20 protein-coding genes are annotated in these 22,155 nt (G+C 39.6%); 8 read left to right on the top strand and 12 right to left on the bottom strand.

Annotated elements, in window-relative coordinates:
• Positions 1 to 3 precede the first annotated feature (3 nt).
• Positions 4 to 2,022, bottom strand: a complete 2,019-nt coding sequence (locus tag CLV99_RS15750) for a PKD domain-containing protein (protein ID WP_133585469.1) — start codon at positions 2,020 to 2,022, stop codon at positions 4 to 6.
• Between the two features lie 254 nt (positions 2,023 to 2,276).
• On the opposite strand from CLV99_RS15750, the gene CLV99_RS15745 reads away from it, so the two are divergent.
• Complete coding sequence (locus tag CLV99_RS15745) at positions 2,277 to 2,843, top strand: RNA polymerase sigma factor (protein ID WP_133585468.1); 567 nt, start codon at positions 2,277 to 2,279, stop codon at positions 2,841 to 2,843.
• Positions 2,843 to 3,556 (top strand): tetratricopeptide repeat protein, encoded by a 714-nt coding sequence (locus tag CLV99_RS15740; RefSeq protein ID WP_133585467.1) that lies wholly within the window; start codon positions 2,843 to 2,845, stop codon positions 3,554 to 3,556. Before CLV99_RS15745 ends, CLV99_RS15740 begins: the two co-directional genes overlap by 1 nt.
• Here CLV99_RS15740 and CLV99_RS15735 read toward each other — a convergent pair.
• The 3 genes from CLV99_RS15735 to recJ all read right to left on the bottom strand — a co-directional run bounded on the left by CLV99_RS15735 (position 3,553) and on the right by recJ (position 7,601).
• The gene (locus tag CLV99_RS15735) at positions 3,553 to 5,070 is read right to left on the bottom strand and encodes a GH3 auxin-responsive promoter family protein (RefSeq protein ID WP_133585466.1); all 1,518 of its coding nucleotides are present in this window, start codon (positions 5,068 to 5,070) and stop codon (positions 3,553 to 3,555) included. The two genes, CLV99_RS15740 and CLV99_RS15735, sit on opposite strands and share 4 nt — an antisense overlap.
• Positions 5,071 to 5,086: 16 nt before the next feature.
• Positions 5,087 to 5,821 carry an LPS export ABC transporter ATP-binding protein gene (gene lptB, locus CLV99_RS15730; RefSeq protein ID WP_133585465.1) on the bottom strand — a complete coding sequence of 245 codons (735 nt, stop codon included), beginning with the start codon at positions 5,819 to 5,821 and terminating at the stop codon, positions 5,087 to 5,089.
• A 79-nt stretch (positions 5,822 to 5,900) separates the two neighbouring features.
• On the bottom strand, positions 5,901 to 7,601 hold the full coding sequence (gene recJ, locus CLV99_RS15725) for a single-stranded-DNA-specific exonuclease RecJ (protein ID WP_133585464.1): 1,701 nt from the start codon (positions 7,599 to 7,601) through the stop codon (positions 5,901 to 5,903).
• Between the two features lie 116 nt (positions 7,602 to 7,717).
• Between recJ and CLV99_RS15720 the strand changes: the two genes are divergently transcribed.
• From CLV99_RS15720 to CLV99_RS15710, 3 genes are all read left to right on the top strand, one after another.
• On the top strand, positions 7,718 to 8,506 hold the full coding sequence (locus CLV99_RS15720) for an MBL fold metallo-hydrolase (RefSeq protein ID WP_133585463.1): 789 nt from the start codon (positions 7,718 to 7,720) through the stop codon (positions 8,504 to 8,506).
• Between the two features lie 85 nt (positions 8,507 to 8,591).
• Complete coding sequence (locus CLV99_RS15715) at positions 8,592 to 9,071, top strand: cation:proton antiporter regulatory subunit (protein WP_133585462.1); 480 nt, start codon at positions 8,592 to 8,594, stop codon at positions 9,069 to 9,071.
• 4 nt (positions 9,072 to 9,075) lie between these two features.
• Positions 9,076 to 10,383: a cation:proton antiporter gene (locus CLV99_RS15710; RefSeq protein ID WP_133585461.1), complete on the top strand. Its 1,308-nt coding sequence runs from the start codon at positions 9,076 to 9,078 to the stop codon at positions 10,381 to 10,383.
• Here the strand turns inward: CLV99_RS15710 and CLV99_RS15705 are convergent.
• Both CLV99_RS15705 and CLV99_RS15700 read right to left on the bottom strand, forming a co-directional pair.
• Positions 10,380 to 10,709: a metal-sulfur cluster assembly factor gene (locus CLV99_RS15705; protein WP_133585460.1), complete on the bottom strand. Its 330-nt coding sequence runs from the start codon at positions 10,707 to 10,709 to the stop codon at positions 10,380 to 10,382. The two genes, CLV99_RS15710 and CLV99_RS15705, sit on opposite strands and share 4 nt — an antisense overlap.
• Complete coding sequence (locus CLV99_RS15700) at positions 10,706 to 11,878, bottom strand: glycosyltransferase family 4 protein (protein WP_162850138.1); 1,173 nt, start codon at positions 11,876 to 11,878, stop codon at positions 10,706 to 10,708. Before CLV99_RS15700 ends, CLV99_RS15705 begins: the two co-directional genes overlap by 4 nt.
• A 162-nt stretch (positions 11,879 to 12,040) precedes the next feature.
• Between CLV99_RS15700 and CLV99_RS15695 the strand changes: the two genes are divergently transcribed.
• Positions 12,041 to 13,033: a polyprenyl synthetase family protein gene (locus CLV99_RS15695; protein WP_133585458.1), complete on the top strand. Its 993-nt coding sequence runs from the start codon at positions 12,041 to 12,043 to the stop codon at positions 13,031 to 13,033.
• Positions 13,034 to 13,107: 74 nt separating this feature from the next.
• Positions 13,108 to 13,884, top strand: a complete 777-nt coding sequence (locus CLV99_RS15690; RefSeq protein WP_133585457.1) for an amidohydrolase — start codon at positions 13,108 to 13,110, stop codon at positions 13,882 to 13,884.
• A gap of 50 nt (positions 13,885 to 13,934) precedes the next feature.
• Here CLV99_RS15690 and CLV99_RS15685 read toward each other — a convergent pair whose 3' ends face one another.
• Positions 13,935 to 14,330: a hypothetical protein gene (locus CLV99_RS15685; protein ID WP_133585456.1), complete on the bottom strand. Its 396-nt coding sequence runs from the start codon at positions 14,328 to 14,330 to the stop codon at positions 13,935 to 13,937.
• 111 nt (positions 14,331 to 14,441) lie between these two features.
• On the opposite strand from CLV99_RS15685, the gene CLV99_RS15680 reads away from it, so the two are divergent.
• Positions 14,442 to 14,882 (top strand): MarR family winged helix-turn-helix transcriptional regulator, encoded by a 441-nt coding sequence (locus CLV99_RS15680; protein WP_162850136.1) that lies wholly within the window; start codon positions 14,442 to 14,444, stop codon positions 14,880 to 14,882.
• Between the two features lie 76 nt (positions 14,883 to 14,958).
• On the opposite strand, the gene CLV99_RS15675 is transcribed toward CLV99_RS15680, so the two are convergent.
• The 5 genes from CLV99_RS15675 to CLV99_RS15655 form a co-directional block, all read right to left on the bottom strand.
• Positions 14,959 to 16,518: an FMN-binding glutamate synthase family protein gene (locus CLV99_RS15675; protein ID WP_133585455.1), complete on the bottom strand. Its 1,560-nt coding sequence runs from the start codon at positions 16,516 to 16,518 to the stop codon at positions 14,959 to 14,961.
• A 129-nt stretch (positions 16,519 to 16,647) separates the two neighbouring features.
• Positions 16,648 to 17,415: a Rossmann-like and DUF2520 domain-containing protein gene (locus CLV99_RS15670; protein WP_133585454.1), complete on the bottom strand. Its 768-nt coding sequence runs from the start codon at positions 17,413 to 17,415 to the stop codon at positions 16,648 to 16,650.
• Positions 17,412 to 19,892 carry a heme lyase CcmF/NrfE family subunit gene (locus tag CLV99_RS15665; RefSeq protein ID WP_133585453.1) on the bottom strand — a complete coding sequence of 827 codons (2,481 nt, stop codon included), beginning with the start codon at positions 19,890 to 19,892 and terminating at the stop codon, positions 17,412 to 17,414. Before CLV99_RS15665 ends, CLV99_RS15670 begins: the two co-directional genes overlap by 4 nt.
• A 30-nt stretch (positions 19,893 to 19,922) precedes the next feature.
• Positions 19,923 to 20,330: a cytochrome c maturation protein CcmE domain-containing protein gene (locus CLV99_RS15660; protein ID WP_133585452.1), complete on the bottom strand. Its 408-nt coding sequence runs from the start codon at positions 20,328 to 20,330 to the stop codon at positions 19,923 to 19,925.
• 327 nt (positions 20,331 to 20,657) lie between these two features.
• Positions 20,658 to 21,908 carry a dicarboxylate/amino acid:cation symporter gene (locus CLV99_RS15655; protein ID WP_133585451.1) on the bottom strand — a complete coding sequence of 417 codons (1,251 nt, stop codon included), beginning with the start codon at positions 21,906 to 21,908 and terminating at the stop codon, positions 20,658 to 20,660.
• Positions 21,909 to 22,155 lie beyond the last annotated feature (247 nt).

Genomic DNA, 22,155 nt, shown 5'->3' with positions numbered 1-22,155 from the left:
GATTTAAAACCGAAATATACCATAGATACCTCCACTTGATTTTTGATCTTTATCATAAGCGAATCGTAGTCCTAGAGCCGGACCTAGATTGACACTACCTATATTTAGGTCGAAAAAAGGATTTACTTTTATAGCGCTGTTTATCTTCGCTAGTTCTTTTGCTTCAGTATATGTTAAATCCTGCATTACACCATTGGCGCCATCCCGTTGAAAATAATAGGTTGTTTCTCCAGAACTTTCGATATTAAAATCTTTACGCATACTAGCGCCGATTCCCATGGAGACAAAGGAATTGAAATTATAACGAATCTGTACAGGTACTTGTAATGTAAGGTAATCCCTTTTTTCAAAGTCGCTAATCGCACTGTAAGCGAAGTAATTAGGCTTGCCGTCCACAAGATAGGAATGTTCTCCTTTTTCGGCCCTCTGAGGGGACTCACTTTCGCGTTTGAAATAGCTGGCATAGAGCTCGACCTGCCAATAAGGCTTCCGGTAAGGTGCTGTTGGAGCGATACCGATACCAATTTGATATCCAGTTTTAAACTTATGGTGGAGCTCATTTTCGCGAGGCGTGCCGAAAGTATGTGCGGCACCTATGGTGACGAATGGAGATAACGTTCTTAAGAAACGTGTCGTGGCTGTGTTGGTCGTTATAGGCGGATTATTATCAAAGTATATATTAGTGTACGCATCAAAAGATTTGTTCTTTAGTTTTTTCTGCGTTTCCACTTCAAATAGGATAAATCCTTTGGTGCTATCCATATCAGTTACATCTTTGGCAGCAGTGCCAGGTAGAGCGATATCTTTAAAATGGAAGACGAGCGTACCGTCATCTTTTATATAATAGCGGAAGCAACCGGTATTGTTGTTCACTTCGCAGCTGTCGCATTTGGGATACAGCGCTTTCAGTTTGAATGTGTTTTTTACTATTTCGTCTGGAATACGCATCTCTAACCGTACACTCTTAGCATCTCCTTCTCCATCGTTCTGAAATTGAACTTTGTAGGTCATTGTTTTTCGCTTTTTTTGAAAGCGATAATTCATACGTGCCGGCCTAATTGACATTTTATTGGGGTCGTGAGATTTCACAATTGGAATATCAACTTGGTGTACGTTGGCTAGGCCATCCTCTGGGATAAACACGCCCGTAATCGTGACAATAGCATTGGTGTCCACTAACATATCGGAGGTAACATCTAGATTGATTAGTGAGAATTGCTGCTCTCCATTCGAACTTTCGATATCATAGGACGCTAGTGAGTTGTATGCCCCGTAGAGTTTTTTGAAATAATCGACTGCTTGCTGTTGGTTTTGAAATGTAGCTATCTCTTTGATTCCATAATCGGGAGAGCCTGTCTTTGTAAAAGTTGATTGCTTTACACCTGCCCAGAGACTGTGCAATTTATCTGTTGGAACTAAGGTGTCAATTTTTTCCCGGTGATAGGCGGTTTGATTAGCAAATTTGAACCCATCCAATCCGGCGACTTTTTCATTGGACAATAGGTATATTTTCCCCTTTTTACCTTCAGTATTTACACCGACAACAAGTGTGATGTCCTCACCGGGTTTTGCATCAGATAGCTTGAAGATTTGAAAAATACCGTTAGAAGCGAAAAAATTATCCTCAAAACCATGAACAGGTAAGCTGGCTAAAGCCGAAGGTGGGGTTGTGTTTTTTATTTTACGAGTCGGCCTTTTAGGCTTGGGACCATTATCATAGTTATTAACTGCATAGAGCGATACCTCGTAATCCCCTGGTTTAGCATATTGATGCGTGGGTTCAGCTTGCGTGCTAAAGTGGCCGTCGCCAAAATCCCATAAATACTTGTAATAAGGTGCCCGTCCTCCAGGAACTTGGATCAAAGGTCGCAATACAGGCTTGAAAGATATCCCGTTTGAGAGCTGTTGAATATCTATCTTGCTTTCGAAGGTGTCTATAGGTGCTATACTACTATCTTGCTGTGCAAAGCCGAATGAAGTACTCAGAAGGAAAACTAGGGTAATAATCCAAGGTGTTTTCATAGTGGTCTACCTAAAGGTATATTGGTTCATTAATATTTAGTCTAAGTGACTCATAATAAAATGAATCTGTTTATTTTTACTATGTCAAAGTCGATCTTGACTATTTCAAAATGTAAATAAACATAAATAAATTTCTTTTTATATGCAATAAAATTGTCTGTGTAGATAATGTAAATAGGAAAGTTTACTCCTGTTTCATGATTTTTTTATTATCACCGAAATATTTTTACATTTACAATGTAATGGCCAATTAAATGCACATAGACCAGATATATATTCAGTATCTCAAAGAGAATGACAGCCGAGGTATACAGCTTATATATAACAAATATGCGAAACAGATTGTTATACTAATTAAGCAGAACAATGGTTCGGAGGATGACGGTTATGATATTTTGCAAGAGTCTTTAATGGATATTTATCACATGGCTCACCGACGCGATTTTGTGTTAACGACGAGTTTTATTTCTTTTTTATCCTTAGTCTGTAGGCGTAAGTGGTTGAATGCTTTGAAGAAAAAGCAACGCGAACAGGTAACAAATGGAGAAGATGAGTTATTATATGTTGAGGATGAGTCGTATGACGAGTGGGAGCAGATGTTGTTGCAGGTGGAGAGGGAAAATCATGTAATGAAGATATTAGGAGCAATGGGACAGAGCTGTCAGGATATCATAAGACGCTGTTTAGTTGAAAAACAGCAGGAGAAGATAGCTGAATCATTGGGAATAACCTATGCTTATCTGCGTAAGAAAAAAAGTGAATGTATGTCAACCTTGATTAAAAGGGTGAAAGAAAGTAATATTTTCAAAAGTTTAAAGTAATGGAAAACCATTCAGAGAAAATACAGGATTATATTGAGGGACTTCTAGCAGGAGAGGAGCTCCTGTCGTTTGAAGCTCAACTTGTCGTAGACAAAGAACTCAGAAATATGGTGGCATTACAACGAGAAGTATATGATATTTTAAATAGACGGGTTCATGTTGAGGATGAACCTTTAAAAATGACCTTGGCAGAAGTCAATCGACGTTACCGGTCTTCGTCAAGTTCTCCCAAGTCGGCTGTGAAAAGATGGTTGCCTGTCGTTGTAGCAGCTTGTCTATTATTGGTTGGATCTTTGTTTTTCTTCCAGGGTTCGAATGAGCTGTATGAATTACCAATGATGCGGTCAGAGATTGTACGCGGTAAGATGGAAAATACATCCTACGAGAACGCAGTGCAGGCCTTTAACGCGGGTAGGTATAAAGAGGCAGGAGATATTTTGTCTGTGCTTTTGGAGTCAGACCCAGAGCAGGTTCAATACCAGTATTACTTGGCTCTTACCTATATCGGGAGTAAGCAATGGGTAAAGGCAATCGACTTGTTAGCGCCCATAGCAAACGGACCTTCCGTCTTTTCGATAGACTCTAATTACTATCTCGCATTGGCTTACTATACAAAAGGAGATAAGGACAACGCAAAAATGTGCTTAAACAAAATTCCCGCAGAAGGCGAAATTGGAGACAAGGCCGCGAAACTGCGTGAAAAAATGGATTAAGAGTTGCGCATGACTTCGAGAAGCGTATCGAGATACTCTCTGTTATTGGATAGTCGTGGTACTTTGTTTTGCCCTCCTAGTTTGCCCCTAGATTTCATCCAATTGTAAAATGTAGAAGCTGGAGCATAGTGAACAATCGGTTTGTTCAGAGCCATGTTTTTGAAACGCTTAGCATCGTAATCTGAGTTGATTTCACGTAACTTCTGATCTAAAATATCACAAAACCTTTCAAAATCAGAGGGGGCTTTGTCAAACTCTATTACCCATTCGTGTGCACCTGCCTCTCCAGCATTGAAATATACGGGACCTGCTGTATAATCTCGGATATTAGCTCCTGTCTCTATACATGCGGCATGTAGCGCCTGCTCTGCATTATCCACTATTATCTCTTCACCAAAGGTATTTATATATTGTTTTGTACGGCCAGATATTTGAAAACGGTAGGGGTAAAGCGAGGTAAATCGAATGGTATCTCCTATTTTGTAACGCCATAATCCAGCATTGGTCGATATGATCATGGCATAGTTTTTACCTAATTCCACTTGGTCTAGACCGATGGTATTGGGATGTTCGTCATCGAGGAACTCCATCGGTAGGAATTCATAATATATACCATAGTCCAGCATCAAGAGCAGGTCGTCGGAATCCGACTGGTCTTGAAGACCAAAATACCCTTCTGAAGCATTATAGTTTTCAAGATAATACATTTCATCTGAAGGAATCAGCTGTTTGAACTGTTCACGATAAGGTTTGAAACTCACACCGCCATGACCGTAAAATTCGAGATTGGGCCACACTTCCAAAAGATTATCTTTTTTGGTGATTTCCAAAATTCGGTTGGCCATTACGATGTTCCAGGTTGGCACTCCAGCTAAACTCGTGACATCTTCTTTTATCGTAATCTGGGCAATTTGTTCTATTTTCTCTTCAAAGTTTGGATTTAGAGTGACTTCCAAGTTGGGAGTACGTTTAAACTCGGCCCAGAAAGGAAGATTACGAATCAAAATAGAAGATAAATCTCCATAGTAAGAGTCTGGGCTAAAATTGTTTATTTGTGATGAACCTCCGATTACAACTGACTTTCCGGTAAATACTTTGTTGTCAGGTTTGTTATGGCAATAGATTGAAAGCATGTCTTTACCGCCTTGAAAGTGACATTCTTCCAAAGCCTCGATGCTTACTGGTATAAATTTGCTTCGGTCTGAGGTCGTGCCCGAAGATTTGGCAAACCATTTAATGTCGGAGGGCCAAAGGATGTTCTGCTCGCCCTTTATCATGCGATCTATATATCCTTTAATGTCGTCATAGTCGCTGATTGGCACCCGGTTTTTGTATTCTTCAGGAGTTAATATACTTTTATAATCGTATTTTTTACCCCATTCTGTTGCTTCGGCTGCAGATATTAGATTTTGGAACCATTCTTCTTGCACATCATGTGGATATTTCATGAATAGCTCAATTTGATGTATGCGCTTTTTCATGATCCATGTGAAGATAGAATTCAATAGTTCCATAATAGTCTTTATTTGGTTATAATTTTTTTCGTCTCAACACGAAGTTTTGGCCAAGATAGAATTTTCTGGCCATTTCGCTATCTGCAATTTCTTCAGGTGTACCCGTGAGCATAATCTTGCCCTCAGTCAATAGATATGCGCGATCTGTAATCGAAAGGGTTTCCTGAACATTGTGGTCAGTGATTAGAACGCCAATATTCTTTGCTTTTAACTTAGCGACTATGGTTTGGATTTCCTCTACTGCGATAGGGTCAACACCGGCAAATGGCTCATCTAATAAAATGAAGTTTGGATTAGCCGCCAAAGCTCGGGCGATTTCAGTACGACGACGCTCTCCTCCAGAGAGCAAGTCACCTCTGTTTTTGCGAACACGATGTAAGCTGAATTCTGTCAGTAGCTCTTCAAGTCTATTCTTACGTTCTTCCTTGTCCGGATGGTGTATTTCTAATACGGCAAGGATATTGTCTTCTACAGATAGTTTTCTGAATACCGAGGCTTCCTGTGCGAGGTATCCAATTCCCTTTTGAGCACGTTGATACATAGCGTCTTTTGTGATTTCTGCCTCATCGAGATAGACATGGCCGTCATTTGGCTTTATTAGACCTACGATCATATAAAAAGAGGTTGTCTTTCCCGCTCCATTGGGACCTAAAAGGCCAACAATTTCTCCCTGTTCAACATGAAAGGAAACATCGTTTACTACCGTACGTTGTTTGTATTTCTTAACTAGGTGTTCTGCTCTTAGTATCATTCTGCTAAGTGAAAAGTCAAAAGTAAAAATTAAAAAGCAAAAAAGATATAAAACTCTCTTATGTTCCAGAGGGATTGCTTTAATATCGTATTCCTTTAATGTTCAATTGTAGGTTCTTTTTACCCCGCCAATTGTTTTCTTCAATACTGTAACATATGTCGAAGGGTCTTTTGCTATTGAGATGGCCAATATGTTCTGCTAATCCAAAGGCGATACAATCAAAAGCTGGTGAACCATCCTGAAAGCTGGTAAACTTGAGGTGATTGCTACCCACTACATATGCTGATCCATGCAGTTTAATGTTTTTTGAAACAAATATAGGCGCTTCGTTTTGAGGGCCAAAGGGTTCAAATTGTTTAAGAATTCGGTAGAACTTGTTGTCGATATCTTTAAGCTCTATCTCTGCTTCGATCGAAACTTCTTGCTGTAGCATTTCCGGTTTGATAGAACGCTGGACGACCTCCTCAAACTTACGCTGAAACAAAGTTATATTTTTCTCTTGCATAGTAAGACCAGCAGCATACTTATGCCCTCCGAACTGATCGAGTAGGTCACTGCATTCGCTCAAGGCTTCATAAAGGTCAAAGCCTAAGACAGAGCGCGCTGATCCGGCGATATGCCCGTTGGTCTGTGTAAGAATGACCGTGGGACGGTAATACCGCTCGGTCAATCTTGATGCTACAATACCAATAACTCCCTTGTGCCAGTCTGATTTATAGAGGACAGTTGATTTTCTGAGTTGGTTACTTTCGCTATTCTCAATGATAGAAAGTGCTTCTTCGGTTATCCTTAAGTCAAAATCCTTTCGCAGATTATTTTGGTCATCTACGGCTGCAGAGTAAGTCGAAGCTTCTTCTTTGGATTTGGAAATTAAGAGATTGACTGCTCCCTTTGCATGGTCGATTCGACCTGCTGCATTTATGCGGGGACCTATCTGAAATACAATGTCATTAATAGAAAAAACTCCTGTCTTATTGGAAGACAGGTCTATCAATGCTTGAAGTCCTACCGAAGGATTGGAATTTAATTTTTTAAGGCCAAAGTGTGTCAGAATCCTATTTTCTCCTGTGATCGGAACGATGTCTGAAGCAATACTGACAGCGACTAAATCCAGGTATTTGTAGGCTTCCTCCATATCCATTTCATTCTTCTGTATAAATGCCTGAATGATTTTGAAGCCTATGCCGCATCCGGAGAGTTCTTTATAAGGATAGGGACAATCTGAGCGCTTGGGGTCGAGGACCGCACAGGCATCCGGAATTGTATCACCGGGAAGATGGTGGTCACCAATGATAAAGTCTACACCACGAGTATTAGCATATTCAACTTTTTCTAAAGCCTTGATACCACAATCGAGTGCTATAATCAAAGAGAAATCATTGTCCGCAGCATAATCGATTCCTTGTGTTGAGATACCATAACCTTCAGCATAGCGGTCTGGAATGTAATATTCGATGCGGGAATGAAAGGCTCGAAAGAAGCTATAGACCACTGCAACGGCAGTCGTCCCATCCACATCATAGTCTCCATATATCATAATCTTCTCATTGTTTCCGATAGCCCGTTCTATGCGGGATATGGCAATGTCCATATCTTTCATCAGAAAGGGATCATGTAGTTGTTCCAGAGAAGGTCTGAAAAAGTTCTTAGATTGTTCAAAAGTGAGGATTTCCCGATTAACCAATAGTCGAGCAATAATAGGATTTACTCCTAGTTCAGATTGTAGTTTATTGATTGCGTTGCTGTCATTTTTCGGTTTCAGGACCCACCTTTTTTGCATATCTTTGCACTATATTTTGTATGTAAATATACATTTTCTAGGTATGGTTACCTAATGTTGGCTCGGGTATTTCGAACGTGAGAAGCCTAACTGTCATATTTACAAGATTATAAAAGATGATACAAGCATATTCCCTTTTTGAAGGTTCTTTTTCAGTTGACGGAACAAAAAAATTCGTTCCTTTTGACCCCTCGAAAGATGATCCTAAGAGCCGTCCGGGTTCATTATTTGTTCATGTACACCCGTTTTTGATTGTAGCTGGCTGTGGTTTGATTCTGTGTGATACAGGGTTAGGCTCACGTACGGAAGACGATGAGCTGTTGATACATGCTAATATTCGTAAACTAGGTTTCGAGCCTAACGATGTAAAATATGTGTTGATGTCACATCTACATAAAGATCATACAGGTGGGATGGTGGATTTTAAGGACGGAGTGGGACGGATTGCTTTTTCTGAGGCAGAATATATTATACAGCGTGGTGAATGGGAGAACGCCTATAGCTCGGAATCAGCATCCTATCGTACTGAAGTGTTTGATGTCTTGCAACGTAGTGGTAATTTGACCCTTGTAGAAGGAGAAGGTACTGTGAATAATGAGATTCGCTATGCGGTTAATGGAGGGCATACGGAGTTTCATCAAGCTTTTCATATAGAGACTGGGGGTGAACATTTTTTCTTTGGAGGGGATGTACTGCCCGAACCGGAAGAACTATTTAAGAACTTTATTGCTAAATATGATTACGACGGCCGTGCTGCCCGCGACCGACGCAAGGAGTATTGGCAAGAAGGAGCCCCAGAAGGATGGGTTTTTATGTTCTATCATGGTAAGTCAATGGCGATAGGTAGACCTCAACAAAAGGAGGATGGCGCTTATATCCTGATAGATGCGTCTAAAGAGACTTAATGAATTAGAAAACCGCTAGTTGTATATAAAGCTAATTTTCGTTAAGTTTGATTAATGTCTATTTTATAACTAATAAAAAGTAATCATGTCGGTAGTTAGAGAAAGTGATCTTATTGGCATTGGAAAAAAATACCAGATCGAGACCGAAGCAGGCGATAATATGGTTGTAGTAATTCATGATGATGGTAGGCGCGAGCTGTATCGTCGTGATGATGAGGACAATGATACGCAATGTGTAATGACTCTATCTGATGAAGAGTCTAGACAAATTGCCGGCATCCTTGGAGGGCTTTCCTACAAGCCTAAAGCACTGGAGACAATGGAGGTTGCGTTGGATGATTTGCGTATTGAATGGTATAAAATAGATGTTTCTGATGATTGGGCCAATAGAAGTATTGGAGATCTGGCCGTGCGGCAAAAAACCGGGGCTACAATCATTGCGGCTATTCGAGAAGATGAAACAATCATTAACCCCGGACCGGAGTACGTTATAACGACTGGTGTGACTTTGGTTATCGCGGGGAAATCCAAGAATATAAAGCTTTTGAAGGAAATCCTGTTATAATTCTATGTCGCATATTATAATATTAGAAATAGGGATAGCTGTTTTACTGGTTGCGTCGGTTGGTCTATTAGCCAATAGATTGCGTTTTTCCGTGATTCCCTTTTTTATTATTATAGGAATGTTTTTGGGAAATAAGGAGTACCCCAACTTCTTATTGTCTTTTTTGGAACAAGCTGATAACCCTACACTGACAGCGGGTGTTGAAAAAGTTTGGAGTTTTTTTACTTTCTCCGAAAGTAAGCCCTTTATTGAATTTATGGGTAGGCTGGGGGTTTTATTTTTGCTGTTCTATCTGGGACTTGAGTTTTCGGTAGGACGATTAATAAAGTCAGGCAAGTCTATTTTAGCAGGCGGGTCTTTATACGTGTTGCTCAATTTTGTTTCTGGATTGTTTATCGGATGGTTGATGGATCTTCCATTTAAGGAGGTAATGGTGCTCGCTGGGCTTATGACAAGCTCTTCTACTGCCATCGTAGCAAAAGTGCTGACCGATTTAAAGCGTACAGCCAATCCGGAAACGGAGGTCATTATGGGAATGATCATGTTTGATGATCTCTTTATCGCTATGCATATATCGTTCCTTTCTGGATTAATCTTGACAGGTAGTACTTCCGTATGGGCTGTGTTGGGGACCTCATTGTTGGCCTTGTGTTTTATTCTTACTTTCTTGATTTTAGGTCGAAAATTAATTCCATTTATTGATCGTTTACTTCAGGAAAAATCATCCGAGCTCTTTATACTTATCGTCTTTAGTTTGCTTTTCGTCATTGCTGGTTTTTCAGAGACTATTCATGTCGCGGAAGCAATTGGTGCTCTGATGGCTGGATTGGTGTTCGCTGATTCAAAATATATCAAAAAGATTGAAGCGATGGTTTTACCCTATAAGGATTTCTTTGGGGCGATGTTCTTCTTTAGTTTTGGTCTATCGATAGATATCTATAGTTTGGGTGGAGCCATAGGCTGGGCTACGCTAGCAGCGGTAGTCACTGTGGTCTGTAACGTAGCCTCCGGATATTTTGCAGCTCATTTTTCAAAAATGAAACCTCGCGCTTCTTTCGATATAGGTTTGACCCTGTCGGCTCGTGGGGAATTTTCTATTATCATGGCCAATATAGGCAAGGCAGGAGGCCTTTTACCTATATTGCAGTCCTTTGTTGTTGTGTATGTACTCATTTTATCCATTGTTTCTCCGTTATTGACGAAAGAGTCTAGGAAAATATGGAATGCGTTGTTCGGGAAAGAGGAAAATAGAACAAAGCCTAGAAAGACTTTAGAGGCATTGGAAGCTCGTGTGCTTCCAAAAGAGGATTAGAGAAAACCCAGTTCTAATTTCGCTTCTTCGCTCATCATATCTCTATTCCAAGGTGGGTCAAATGTAAGTTCGACTAAAGATTCGTTTACGCCATCAATTGCTGCTACTTTGCGTTGTACCTCATCCATAATCTCTCCTGCTACAGGACATCCAGGTGCAGTTAAAGTCATTACCACCTTTGCTATTCCTCCATCTTTAGTAATTATTTCATATACTAGACCTAGGTCTACAATGTTTGCAGGTTTTAGTTCTGGGTCATAGACACTTTCTAGTGCCTCTTGTATTTTGGGCGCTAAACCTAGCGGATCCATGATTATAATGCTCATTTGTTCTTTGCTTGTTGAATTGCTTCTTTATATATTGTTTCCAATAATAATACGTTTTTTTGAGAAGAATAAGTATCTGAAAAATCTTTTTTACAATTTTCAGATATTGCATTCTTGTCATCGATAGAGAGTGTCTGCCAAGTATGGAGAGCGTCTATTATACTTTTATCATCGTTTGGTTCAAAGAGAAGTCCATTTTTTTTATTCTGAATCATTTCTTCTAATATACCAATCTTGCTGGCAATGACTGGTGTGCCGCAAGCGAAGGCTTCCAGTACGGTCATAGGCATGCCTTCAAACCATATAGAGGGGACGAGGAGCGCTTGACTTGCCGATAGATGTTGATGTAGTGTTTCTTTTTGTTGAAATCCGCCATATACAATATTGGGATGGAGTTGGGCCGCTTGTTTGACCTTTTCTACTAAAGGGCCATCGCCAAAAATATGAATGATATACTCACATTTCGAAAAAGCCGTAAGTAAAGAATCAATACCTTTTTCTTCAGATAAACGGCCTATATATACAAAATAGTCTTTCTTTTCTATCTGCTTTTCTTCCAAACTTTCTAAAGCAAAATTCGGTTTTATGACGATGTTTTGAGCGCTTAGTTGTAGTGTAGAACGCAATAATAATTGCTTTCCAAATTCGGAGAAACTGAGTATTCTGTCGATATTTTTCCAAGTTCCCAGTTTTTTATGGATATAAATAGTAAAAGCGGTCCAGAAAGTTTTTAATAGGGAGTTGTCTAGGACTTTATTCTTCACTGATTTCCAAGGGAACTCTTTGTCTATGGTGTCCGTGAACACATTGTTGTTGTGAAAAAGATTAGCCGAAGGGTCTAATAACCGAAAGTTGTGCAATGTCAAAACAACGGGGATTTTTCTTTTAGAAAGCTTCCTGAATGCTAACGGGCCGATGGCATAGTGTGTATTGTGTATATGGACAATGTCTGGTTGAAAATCAGCAACTTTTTTCATTATCTTATGTGCAGCAAAGCTATTCCATGGGTATAGCAAAAATTGAAATAATCCCTTTATCCCTTTTTTGTTCTGAAAGGATAATGTTTCAACTTGATGCCCTTTATCTTTTAGAACCGTGGCCTCTTGTGTAAAAACGACATCTTCCCCGCCTTTGTGCTGGTAGAAATTATGGATTATTAGAATGCGCATAAGTGAAATATACATACAAAATTATCATTTTCCTTTTGTATTCTATCCATGTAGGTATAAAAGTTGCAGATTAGCTGGATACGTTCTCTTGGAAAATAAAGCCTTTCAGGGAGGTTTTTACGGTTTATCTCTTAAAGAGCGGATTATTATGTATCTTAGCGTATGATTACGAAAAGTGTTTTTGGCAACGCAGTTTTTTCCGATAAAATTAGTGAGGCCCTAGGGAGTGTACAGTTCCCAGACGGACCTACGAATCTATATCAACCTATAAAATATATACTCTCTTTAGCAGGGAAGCGTGTTCGTCCTCAATTGGTTATATTAGGGGCTGATTTGTTTGGTCACTCGAATATTGAAGAGGTGGTTCCTGCGTCTGTGGCTATCGAATATTTCCATAATTTTACTTTGATCCATGATGATATTATGGATAAAGCACCTTTAAGAAGAGGACAAGAAACTGTACATCAAAAGTGGAATGAAGATGTCGCTATACTCTCTGGTGATGCCTTGCTTATCAAAGCTTACGAGCAACTCGCTAAATGTCCCGCTATATTTGTACCATCATTATTGACTACTTTTAATAAAGTTGCTCTTGAAGTTTGCGAGGGACAGCAGATGGATATGGATTTCGAAACATTGGAAAGTGTTTCTGAAGAAGAGTACGTCAACATGATTCGGCTGAAAACGTCAGTGCTATTGGGGGGAGCTTTAGAGATGGGGGCTATTATTGCTGGAGCAACAAGCGAACAGCGTAATAAAGTCTACGATTTTGGTGAAAACCTCGGAATAGCTTTTCAGTTGCAAGATGATATATTAGATGCCTTTGGAGATCCCGCTACTTTTGGTAAACAAATAGGCGGTGATATCATCGTGAACAAGAAGACGATACTTCATATTTTATTAAAAGAAGAGCTAAATGTCGCGGATTCTGAGGTTTTTGCTTCTATTTTAAAGATGACATCGGCCGAATCTAGCGAGAAGATTGTGCAGATGAAGGGATTGTATGAAAAATATGATGTGTTGAGTAAGGCAAATGCACTAAAAGAGTATTATACGCAGTGCGCTTATACAAGTTTGAGCCAAATAGACGTCGTGGATAAACGAAAAGAAGAGCTTTTTAGCTTAGCCGATCATTTAATGTATAGGGCACGGTAATAAATTACTTAGGAATTTACTCGTAATTTTATTAAATTGGTTGTTTCTTACTAATAGCTGAGTTGTAAACATTCATGGAACCGATAAAAATAACAATATTTCAAGCTTACCTCTTTTGGGAGAATGCAGAAAAGAACCTGCAAAACCTGAGACTGCGTTTGTCCTCTCTTAAAGGGAAGACAGATTTAATTCTGCTGCCTGAAATGTTTAATACCGGATTCACGATGAATGTAGAGAAATGTGCCGAACGCATGGATGGAATGACTATGCGTTGGATGTATGATACAGCCGTTTCTTTCGATTGTGTAGTCGCTGGTACCCTTATTGTTGAAGAAGAAGGGCGTTATTATAATAGATTTGTTTGGATGTCCCCAGACGGTAGCTATGTGCACTATGACAAACGGCACCTGTTCGCGATGGGAGGGGAGGATAAATCCTTTACAGCAGGTAACTCTCGTGTTATTGTTGAACTAAAGGGTTGGAAAATATGTCCAATGATCTGTTATGATCTACGATTTCCAGTTTGGTCTAGGAATCAAGAAAATGGATATGATTTATTAGTATATACTGCTAGCTGGCCAGATAAGCGATCTGCGCATTGGAGAGCTTTAATCCCTGCTCGCGCTATTGAAAACCAAGCTTTTGTAATTGGTGTTAATAGGGTTGGGCACGATGGCAATGAGGTTTATTACTCCGGGGGGTCCATGTGTATTTCCCCTTTAGGTGATGTTGTGTATTATAAACCAGAAGATGAGGACTTGTATACCTTTACACTCAACCCTAAAGACCTCGAAAATACACGCGATCGCTTTCCATTTTTGCAAGATAGAGACAACTTCTCTCTACTGTAATTCCTTCTGGTCTATGTTCCTCAGTATGAGTTTATACTCTGGAGACACTGCTACCTATAGGGACGTTCTAAGATTGCGGCTTGAATCACTGCTTGGCGAAGGTCAAAAGCAATAGGTTCGTTGGTCTCTTTTGTCGGTTCTACTTCTCCTTTCCCGTGCTTTTTTCTAGACTCTTTAACACGTTGTACCTCTTCTGGTATATCTTGTATGATGTTGCCTTTTGTTACAAACTCCTGTTGCACCGTTCTTGCAGTTGTACTTGGAATCGGAGGAGGCACAGAGCTCTGTTGGTAAGGCTTGCCCGGGATGCCGGGGGCTTGACTTTTGGTGATAGGAGGGCGTTGAGGTCCACGTTTGGCAGATTTCTCCATTTCTTCTTTATAATTTGAATAAATCTTGTAAACAATCGAGCCTACAAATATCAATACGACCAATAGATTTTCCATACGAATAAATATAGTCAATTTTGACGTTAAAGTTATAATGTTGAAATAAAATTTGGATATTGTATAAGGAATTGCTTAATTGCATAAACAACCTAAAATTATAACTAACTAATGAATGAATCTACAGTAATTTCGGAGGAGTTTTTTTCCTTCTTATCGGGTAAAGCATCAACTGCTATTTCACGGCGGCTGCAACGTAATTTGAAGGAAGTAAAATTAAATATCACTGCAGAGCAATGGAGTATTCTTTACTATCTTTGGATGGAAGAGGGACTTACGCAGCAGGAATTGGCCAATTTTACTTTTCGTGACAAACCTAGTATTACTAGATTGATCAATAATCTGGAACGCTTGGGATTGGTGATACGTGTGAATGATAAACAAGACCGACGTTCTAATCTGATATACCTAACCAAGGATGGGAGGAAGCTTAAGGAAGCCGGAATGCAGCAGGCATCACTCACGATCAGACAAGCTTTGGATGGCGTAGACGAAATAAATTTAAAGATAGCGCAAGAAATTTTGGAAAAGGTGTTTCAAAATCTGAAATAATTTTTTGAAACACTATAGATATAATAAAAGGCCTCAATAGTATGATTGAGGCCTTTTATTATATAGAAGGAATGTTTTAATGATTTAAAAACTCTTCCTTTGCAAAAGCATTTTCTTTTTTATTTAATCGCCCGCTATCCTTAAAATAGATTTCTTGGAAGCTTAATGTTGTGATGTTATCTGTCTTTCGGAAAAACTTGTCTGCAGTGACGTCATCTAAAGTTTTGAAACCACAAGCTTCCATGATTTCCACAGTAGCGCGGAGGGTATTTCTATGGAACTGAGCTACTCGTACATATTTATCCTCAACATCTAGTCCTTTGTAAAGATGAGGACGCTGTGTTGCTACACCCACAGGACAGACATCTTCATTACATTTCAAAGCTTGAATACAACCTAATGCAAACATCATCCCCCTTGCACTATAGCAGGCATCAGCACCTAGAGCTATCGCTTTCAGCAAGTCAAAACCGGTAACGATACGGCTTGATGCGATGATCTTAATATGTTTCTTTAAACCGAAGTTGATTAATGTTTTTGTTATAAATGTCAACGCATCATAGAGAGGCATTCCCAAGTTATCAGTGAATTCTAATGGAGCGGCCCCTGTACCACCTTCAGATCCATCAACTGATATGAAGTCTGGAAATATCTGTGTCGTCTGCATCGCCTGGCAGATATCAATAAACTCTTGCTTGTCACCAATACATATTTTAAAACCGATTGGCTTAGCTCCAGATAAATCTCTTAGCTTTTGGATAAAGTGCATCATTTCCAACGGTGTCGAGAATGCACTATGCGCCGGTGGCGACATAACATCAGTACCAGGTACGACATGGCGAATTGCAGCGACCTCAGGGGTGTTTTTAGCTGCTGGTAGGATACCACCGTGCCCAGGTTTAGCACCCTGAGAGATTTTTAACTCGATCATTTTGACATATGGTCTGTTTGCTTTCTCTGTAAACAGATCTGCATTAAAATAACCATGTTCATCTCTACAGCCAAAGTAACCTGTACCGATTTGCCAGATTAAGTCACCACCACTGATATGGTAGTTACTAATACCACCTTCACCTGTGTTATGTGCAAAATTCTGTAAGGCGGCACCTTTGTTCAGCGCTGTGATAGCTGTTTTACTCAATGCACCATAACTCATTGCTGATATATTATAGATGCTTAAGCTGTACGGTTGCTTACATTCGCTATTACCGACTACTGTACGAAGGTCATGATTCTCAATATGTGTTGGGAATATCGAGTGGGCTATCCATTCATTTCCAATTGCTTGGGGGTCTGTTTGCATACCGAAGGCAACAGTCTCGCGTTGATTCTTTGCTCTTTGGTAGACAATAGAACGTTGCCTTCTGTTGAACGGACGGCCATCGGTGTCCGATTCCCAAAAGTATTGTCTTAATTCTGGGCGGATAGATTCAAAGATATACCTGAAATAACCGACCAAGGGGTAGTTACGCAGTATGGCGTGGCTGGTTTGCACACTATGATAAACTGCGACAATCAATAATGGAATTGGGATAATTAGAAGCCAAAACCAACGGGGTGTAAAAATAATTCCAAAAGAAATGATAATTAAGTTTACAAGAATAATGGATACAAGAATTAATTTTCTAACTGCCATGATACATATGAAGTTATTCTATGAACAAACGTTTGTTAAGCGCGTTTGTTTTAATTTACAGCAAAATTAACAAGTAATTTGCGCTTTATGATACAGGTTTAAACTTTTAGTTTTTTCGTAAACAATGGGTTATTTCTGTCTGCTTTTAGTAATGAAAGTAGATAAATGTTGATAGATTTCAGTTAGCTCATTTGAATAGCTTAGGAATTGCAAATGCCTATTTATCGTGCCGAGGTCATTTCTAGAAGCAGGGCCTGTCTGTACCTCCGAAGGTAGATGATTTTGTACTTTATTTGCGGTTTCTAAAATGATTGGGCGAAGGAGGGAAAAATCAAGTTGTTCGCGCTCTAGGATACCTTGAGCCATATTAAAGAGTGCATTGGCGAAGTTATTGACGAGCACAGCAGCAACATGTAATGCTAGTCTTTGTTGGCTATTGCAGGCGAATATGTGAGGCGCTACAGGGGTCATCAAATCCGTAAGTAATTGGAACGTTTCACTAGTGTTTGCTTCGATTCCCACGGGGATCAAGCTCATGTCGATTTCAATCTGCTTGCTTATGCTTTGGGCAGGATATATAACACCATAATTAGTAAAGCGATTCAGCACATCCAATGGTGTTGCTCCAGAAGTATGTATAACGGTTCCCGTGGTAATTTCTGGCATATCAGCGATAATCTGAGGAATGGCAGTATCAGTTACGGCAATGACATAGATATCTGCGTTGCAATCCATGTCCTTTAGATCTGAAATCGGTATAGCGTTAACGGCGTCAGCCAATGCTCTTGCATTGGCTGATTGTCTACTGTATGTCTGTATGATCTGATGACCGTTATGGTAGAGTGCTCGAGCAAGATGACTTGCTACATTTCCACTTCCTAGTATTACGATTGTCATATCTCGGTTTTTACATTGCTCTTTTTGCCTTCTTTAATTCTTCTGTATATAGCCATACAGAAGCCTACTGTCATTACGATAGTCCCAAGCCAGAAGAAGTTGATGTAAGGGAATTTTATGGCTTTAAAAACAATCCATTTTTTCTCCGGAAGTGGTTTTTGATAGACCATGATTTCCAGCTTGTCCTTCTCAGGCAGTATATTGGTAAATCTGAATTTCAGGCCTTGCTCACTCACATCTTTATTGAAGTCATAAGCATTACCATCTTTCAATAGGAATGTTGGCTCTGCTTCATATGTTTTTTCGTCTGCAGCTATAACTTTTATCTTAAGACCGACAATGACATCGCTAGGTTTTAAAGGAATTTTTTCCAGTTTAGCGTTCTTGTTTATCCCTTCTATCACGAAGATTCCATTCCTATAGCGGAGTGTATCTCCAATGTTGACTTGGTAGGTCGCCGGCTCATCATAATCCTCAAAGCCGGTTTTCTCTTCGTCCTTGATTTTACTCATTGGGGCTTGTGAATCTGCCGCGGCGGCGGTGATTAGGGTGTATACGTCGTGTGTTAAGTAATGCTTTGTAGCAGGGGTACCAATAAGACCACCCATATCAGGGTTATTCTGCGCAAAAGGACTTAATACGAAGTGCTCTTTTACTTTTCCACTTTCTTCATCTAGGCGCTCGTATTTGATATGGTAATACACGTTAGGTGGTGCTATACTATCGCCTATATAAGTGATTTTGTAATCACCCATCTGTACAGGTTCTCCCTCCGTAAGGAATAGGTTTTCTCCTGGGTCTGTAAATTTGTCGCCTTCTTTTCCGAAGTTTTGGACTCCGATATAACCACTATCATTAACAGATATTACTTCGTTGGTAGCTGCTGCGATAAGAGCCCCTAAGACGAGTAGCCCAAATCCGATATGAGATACGGCAGAACCTGTTAATTTCCACTTCCCTTTGAAAGCATCACCCAGTATACGAATATTAGCAATTATACAGAATATAGCTGTGAATGTAATCAAAACATACATTACGTTGGTATACACCTTGGTAAAGTAGACTGCAATACCAGCTATCAAAATTGTTATTATTAAAGATGCCAGCGTGGCCGCCCAGAATTTTTTACTGTCTGTGCGTTTGTATTTCAGAAACTGAGCCACAGCGGTAAGTAATAATATTACTACTGCAAATGCCCCTTGCCATTTATTGTAGTGAGCGATCGGGTCGATAGGAGGAGCTACTTTGGTCCCAAATAATGCGTTGAACACAGGGATGGATGTTGTCGCGATCATCTGTACACAGGCTACCGTCAATACCAATGCACCAATGAATAACCAAAATTCTCTGGAATAAATATCTTCTTCCTTTTGTGTCCGCGGCAAATCCTTTCTTCTCCATACTAAGAGCCCGATCATGATGAATAGAAAGGTCAGATTGAACCAAATCAATTGACCAGACATTCCCAAGCTGGTGAAAGAGTGTACGGATGTTTCTCCCAATATACCAGACCTTGTCAAGTAGGAGGCGTAAATTACTAGAACGAAACTTATAAGTGATAATAAGGTTGCTGTAAAGAAGCCGTGTCCCGAATGTTTATAAGCTAGAATAACGTGTACTGCCGCAATGAGTGTAAACCACGGTATGATAGATACGTTTTCTACAGGGTCCCAGGCCCAAAAACCTCCAAAGTTTAGTGCCTCATATGCCCAAAATGAACCCATTATGATACCGCCTCCTAGAATCATGACCGCGAATAAAGCCCATGGTAAGCCTGGAGTCATCCATTCTTTATAACGTTTTTGCCAAAGCCCAGCTGCGGCATAGGCAAAAGGAACTATCATCGAGGCGAATCCAAGAAACAATGTCGGCGGATGGATAACCATCCAGTAGTTCTGTAAGAGAGGGTTCAACCCATTACCATCTGCAATCATTGAAAGGTAGTTGGGGTCTTTCAATACAGGGATATCTAAGGCATCCCGTAATAGAATGAAAGGTGAGCTTCCTAAGCGGTTTCCAAATATCTCAACACCTATTAGCATAGTTGCTAGGAAAGTCTGACATAGCATGACGAAAGTCATTACTGCAGTTTCCCAGCTTTTAGCTCTAAAAATAAGCACCGTACCCAGTACAACCTGCCAAAACATCCAAAGCCAAAAACTTCCTTCTTGTCCTTCCCAAAACGAAGAAATGATGTAATGCGTAGGTAAAGACTTGGAAGAGTGAGCCCATACGTAGTGGTACTCGAAATAATGGTTATATATTAAATAAAATAAAATCGAACCTATCGTAACAATAGAAACAGCATTTAATAGAAAACCGATGCGTCCTAATTTTTTCCAATGTTTTTCTTCAGGGTTTTTAGTCGCAAAGAAATAACTGATAAGTGATAGTAAAGAGGCACCAAAAGATAGTATAACAAAAAATTGCCCTATCTTCCCTGGCCATAGGTGCTCGCCTACGTAAGTAATATCCATTGTTATTGAGTAAGAAATTAGAAGTCTGGGTTATAAAGAAGCAGTAGTTGTAGCTTCGATTACCTCAACTTGGTCTTTATTGTATTTTGAAGGACATTTCATCAGAATTTTGCTCGCATGAAATGTGTTTCCTTCCATCTTTCCTGTTAATACGATTTGTTCCGAACGTTCTATGTCCTGTGGTTTTGAACCATTGAATACAACCTGACATTCGGTACTATCATTATCGTACATGTAGAATGAGAAATGATTGGCATCTTTTACCGGGTCGTAGTGTAGGTCTTTTTCTTTATTCAACACGCCGACCACATAAAGTTCTGTGTTCTTCTCTTTTGCTTCTGCAAAGGTTGAATAGGTACTGGAATCCGTGTAAATAACTAAAATCATGGCAATGGCTATTGCTATGATTACAATTAAGATGATGGAACTTTTTTTCATTTATGCGTTTTGTTGTGGCAATGATGTTATTCATATGCCAAGTATTCGTTTATGATTTCTACTTGCTGTGTAATCAATTACAAAATTACGAAATGAGAAATGAAAGAAGGAATTTAGCAAGCTTCGCTCTTTATTTAGAGCGAATCTAAATAGATTTCTTGGGATATCTATGTGGTTGATAGATAGGTGTTAGATGTTTTTTTGTGTCTCTTTGTTGTCATTCTAAGATAGGTAGAGTGATTGCATCATCAATATTACAAATAAAGGTGGAAAAAAGAATGCATAAAACTCTTTTCTTTGAAATCTTCGCGGTATAGGCGGCGGATTTTAAACAATACTACTGTCTACTTTCTCTTCTTCTCCTTTTGTGAATTTCTCTCCGGAAAATCGTGTTACTAGCATTGCAGCGACAGTATCGCCTGTTGCATTGAGTATGGTGGCTAGTGGATCAACGAGTGCACCGATAATCATGATGGCCGGTATTGCTTCATTAGGGATATTATATACTGATATCATCAACATTTCACCTATGAAGCCTCCATTGGGAATTCCTCCAGCAACCATGCTGACCAATAAGGTAATTCCTACTGCCATCAATAGGGTAGATGGTTCAAAAAAATCCCACTCTAAAATCGAAAATGCGACATAGATTTTAAGTATGGAAGAAATGGCTGATCCATTTTTGTACAAAGTATTGCCAAGCGGGATTACGACATTTGCAACGCTGTTAGGCACTCCTATTCTTTTTGCTGCCAAGAGGTTGGATGGTAGTGTTGCGAGGCTGCTACAGGTGCTCAATGCGGTCAGGGATGGCGTAATATTGTTCTTCCAAAAAAGAGGTATGCCCTTACGTCCTCTAGCGATAAATGCGTAAACCGAAAAGACTGTAAAGAAGAACACTGTGCCGAAAATATAATAAAATCCTAAAGGCTTTGCGTAGAACCCGAATAATTCAGGACCTAGTTCATGCACTTGATGAGCAAAATAAGCGCCCAATCCAATAGGTCCCAATTTCATAACGATATCCAGCATGTTTTTCATAACCTCATTACCAGCTATGAGGAAGCGTAAGAAAGGTTGAGCTGCTTCACCGCTCTTCCTTACGGATATACCGACCAAAAAGGAAAAAATGACAAATGCGAGTATGTTCTGTCGAGATAATAGATTGACGAATTCGCCTACTGTGACAAATCGAACGATTTTTTCTCCCCATCCATCGTTGGCTGCATTGAGGATGTTTTCGTCTGCCCCTTGTCCATCACTTATTGCGGTGACAGGAAAAGCCCATAAACCGAGTATGGTTAAGATTGCCGCAATAGTTATAGTGATGATAAATACAAACGACATGCTGGTCAATATGCGACCTAGACGATTATTGCCTTCGATATTCGCTACAGCGGAAGATATTGCAAAAAACAGCAGTGGGATAACTGCTACAAAAAGTAGGTTTAGAAAAATATCTCCCAACGGTTTGATGTAAGGAACTACGGTAGGAAGGAATAGGCCTATTAGGCTACCAAAACTGATGCCGATCAGAAGTAGTATTATGCTGCTGTAGTTTTTGAGAATAGATTGCATAACGATTAGTCTTAAGCTAAAATAGCTTATTTTTTTATCAATATTGTCCTAACTGTTTTATTTTGATGGAAAAAAATCCGAACATATAAAATAAGGATTCTTGAAGAGGAAAATAAGAATGTACTCCAAATGTATTTTTTCAAAATATAGATTGGTCTATAGGTTATTTTTTGTCCAAATAAGCTTAAGTTTGATAGAGTGATGTTTTCTTTTTATTTGCAGAGAAAATTTGTGAAGAGTGGACTCC

The organism is Sphingobacterium yanglingense, from assembly GCF_004363245.1.
GTDB lineage: Bacteria > Bacteroidota > Bacteroidia > Sphingobacteriales > Sphingobacteriaceae > Sphingobacterium > Sphingobacterium yanglingense.
The sequence above is the reverse complement of the archived record's forward strand: the minus strand, read 5'-3'. Positions and strand labels throughout refer to the sequence as shown.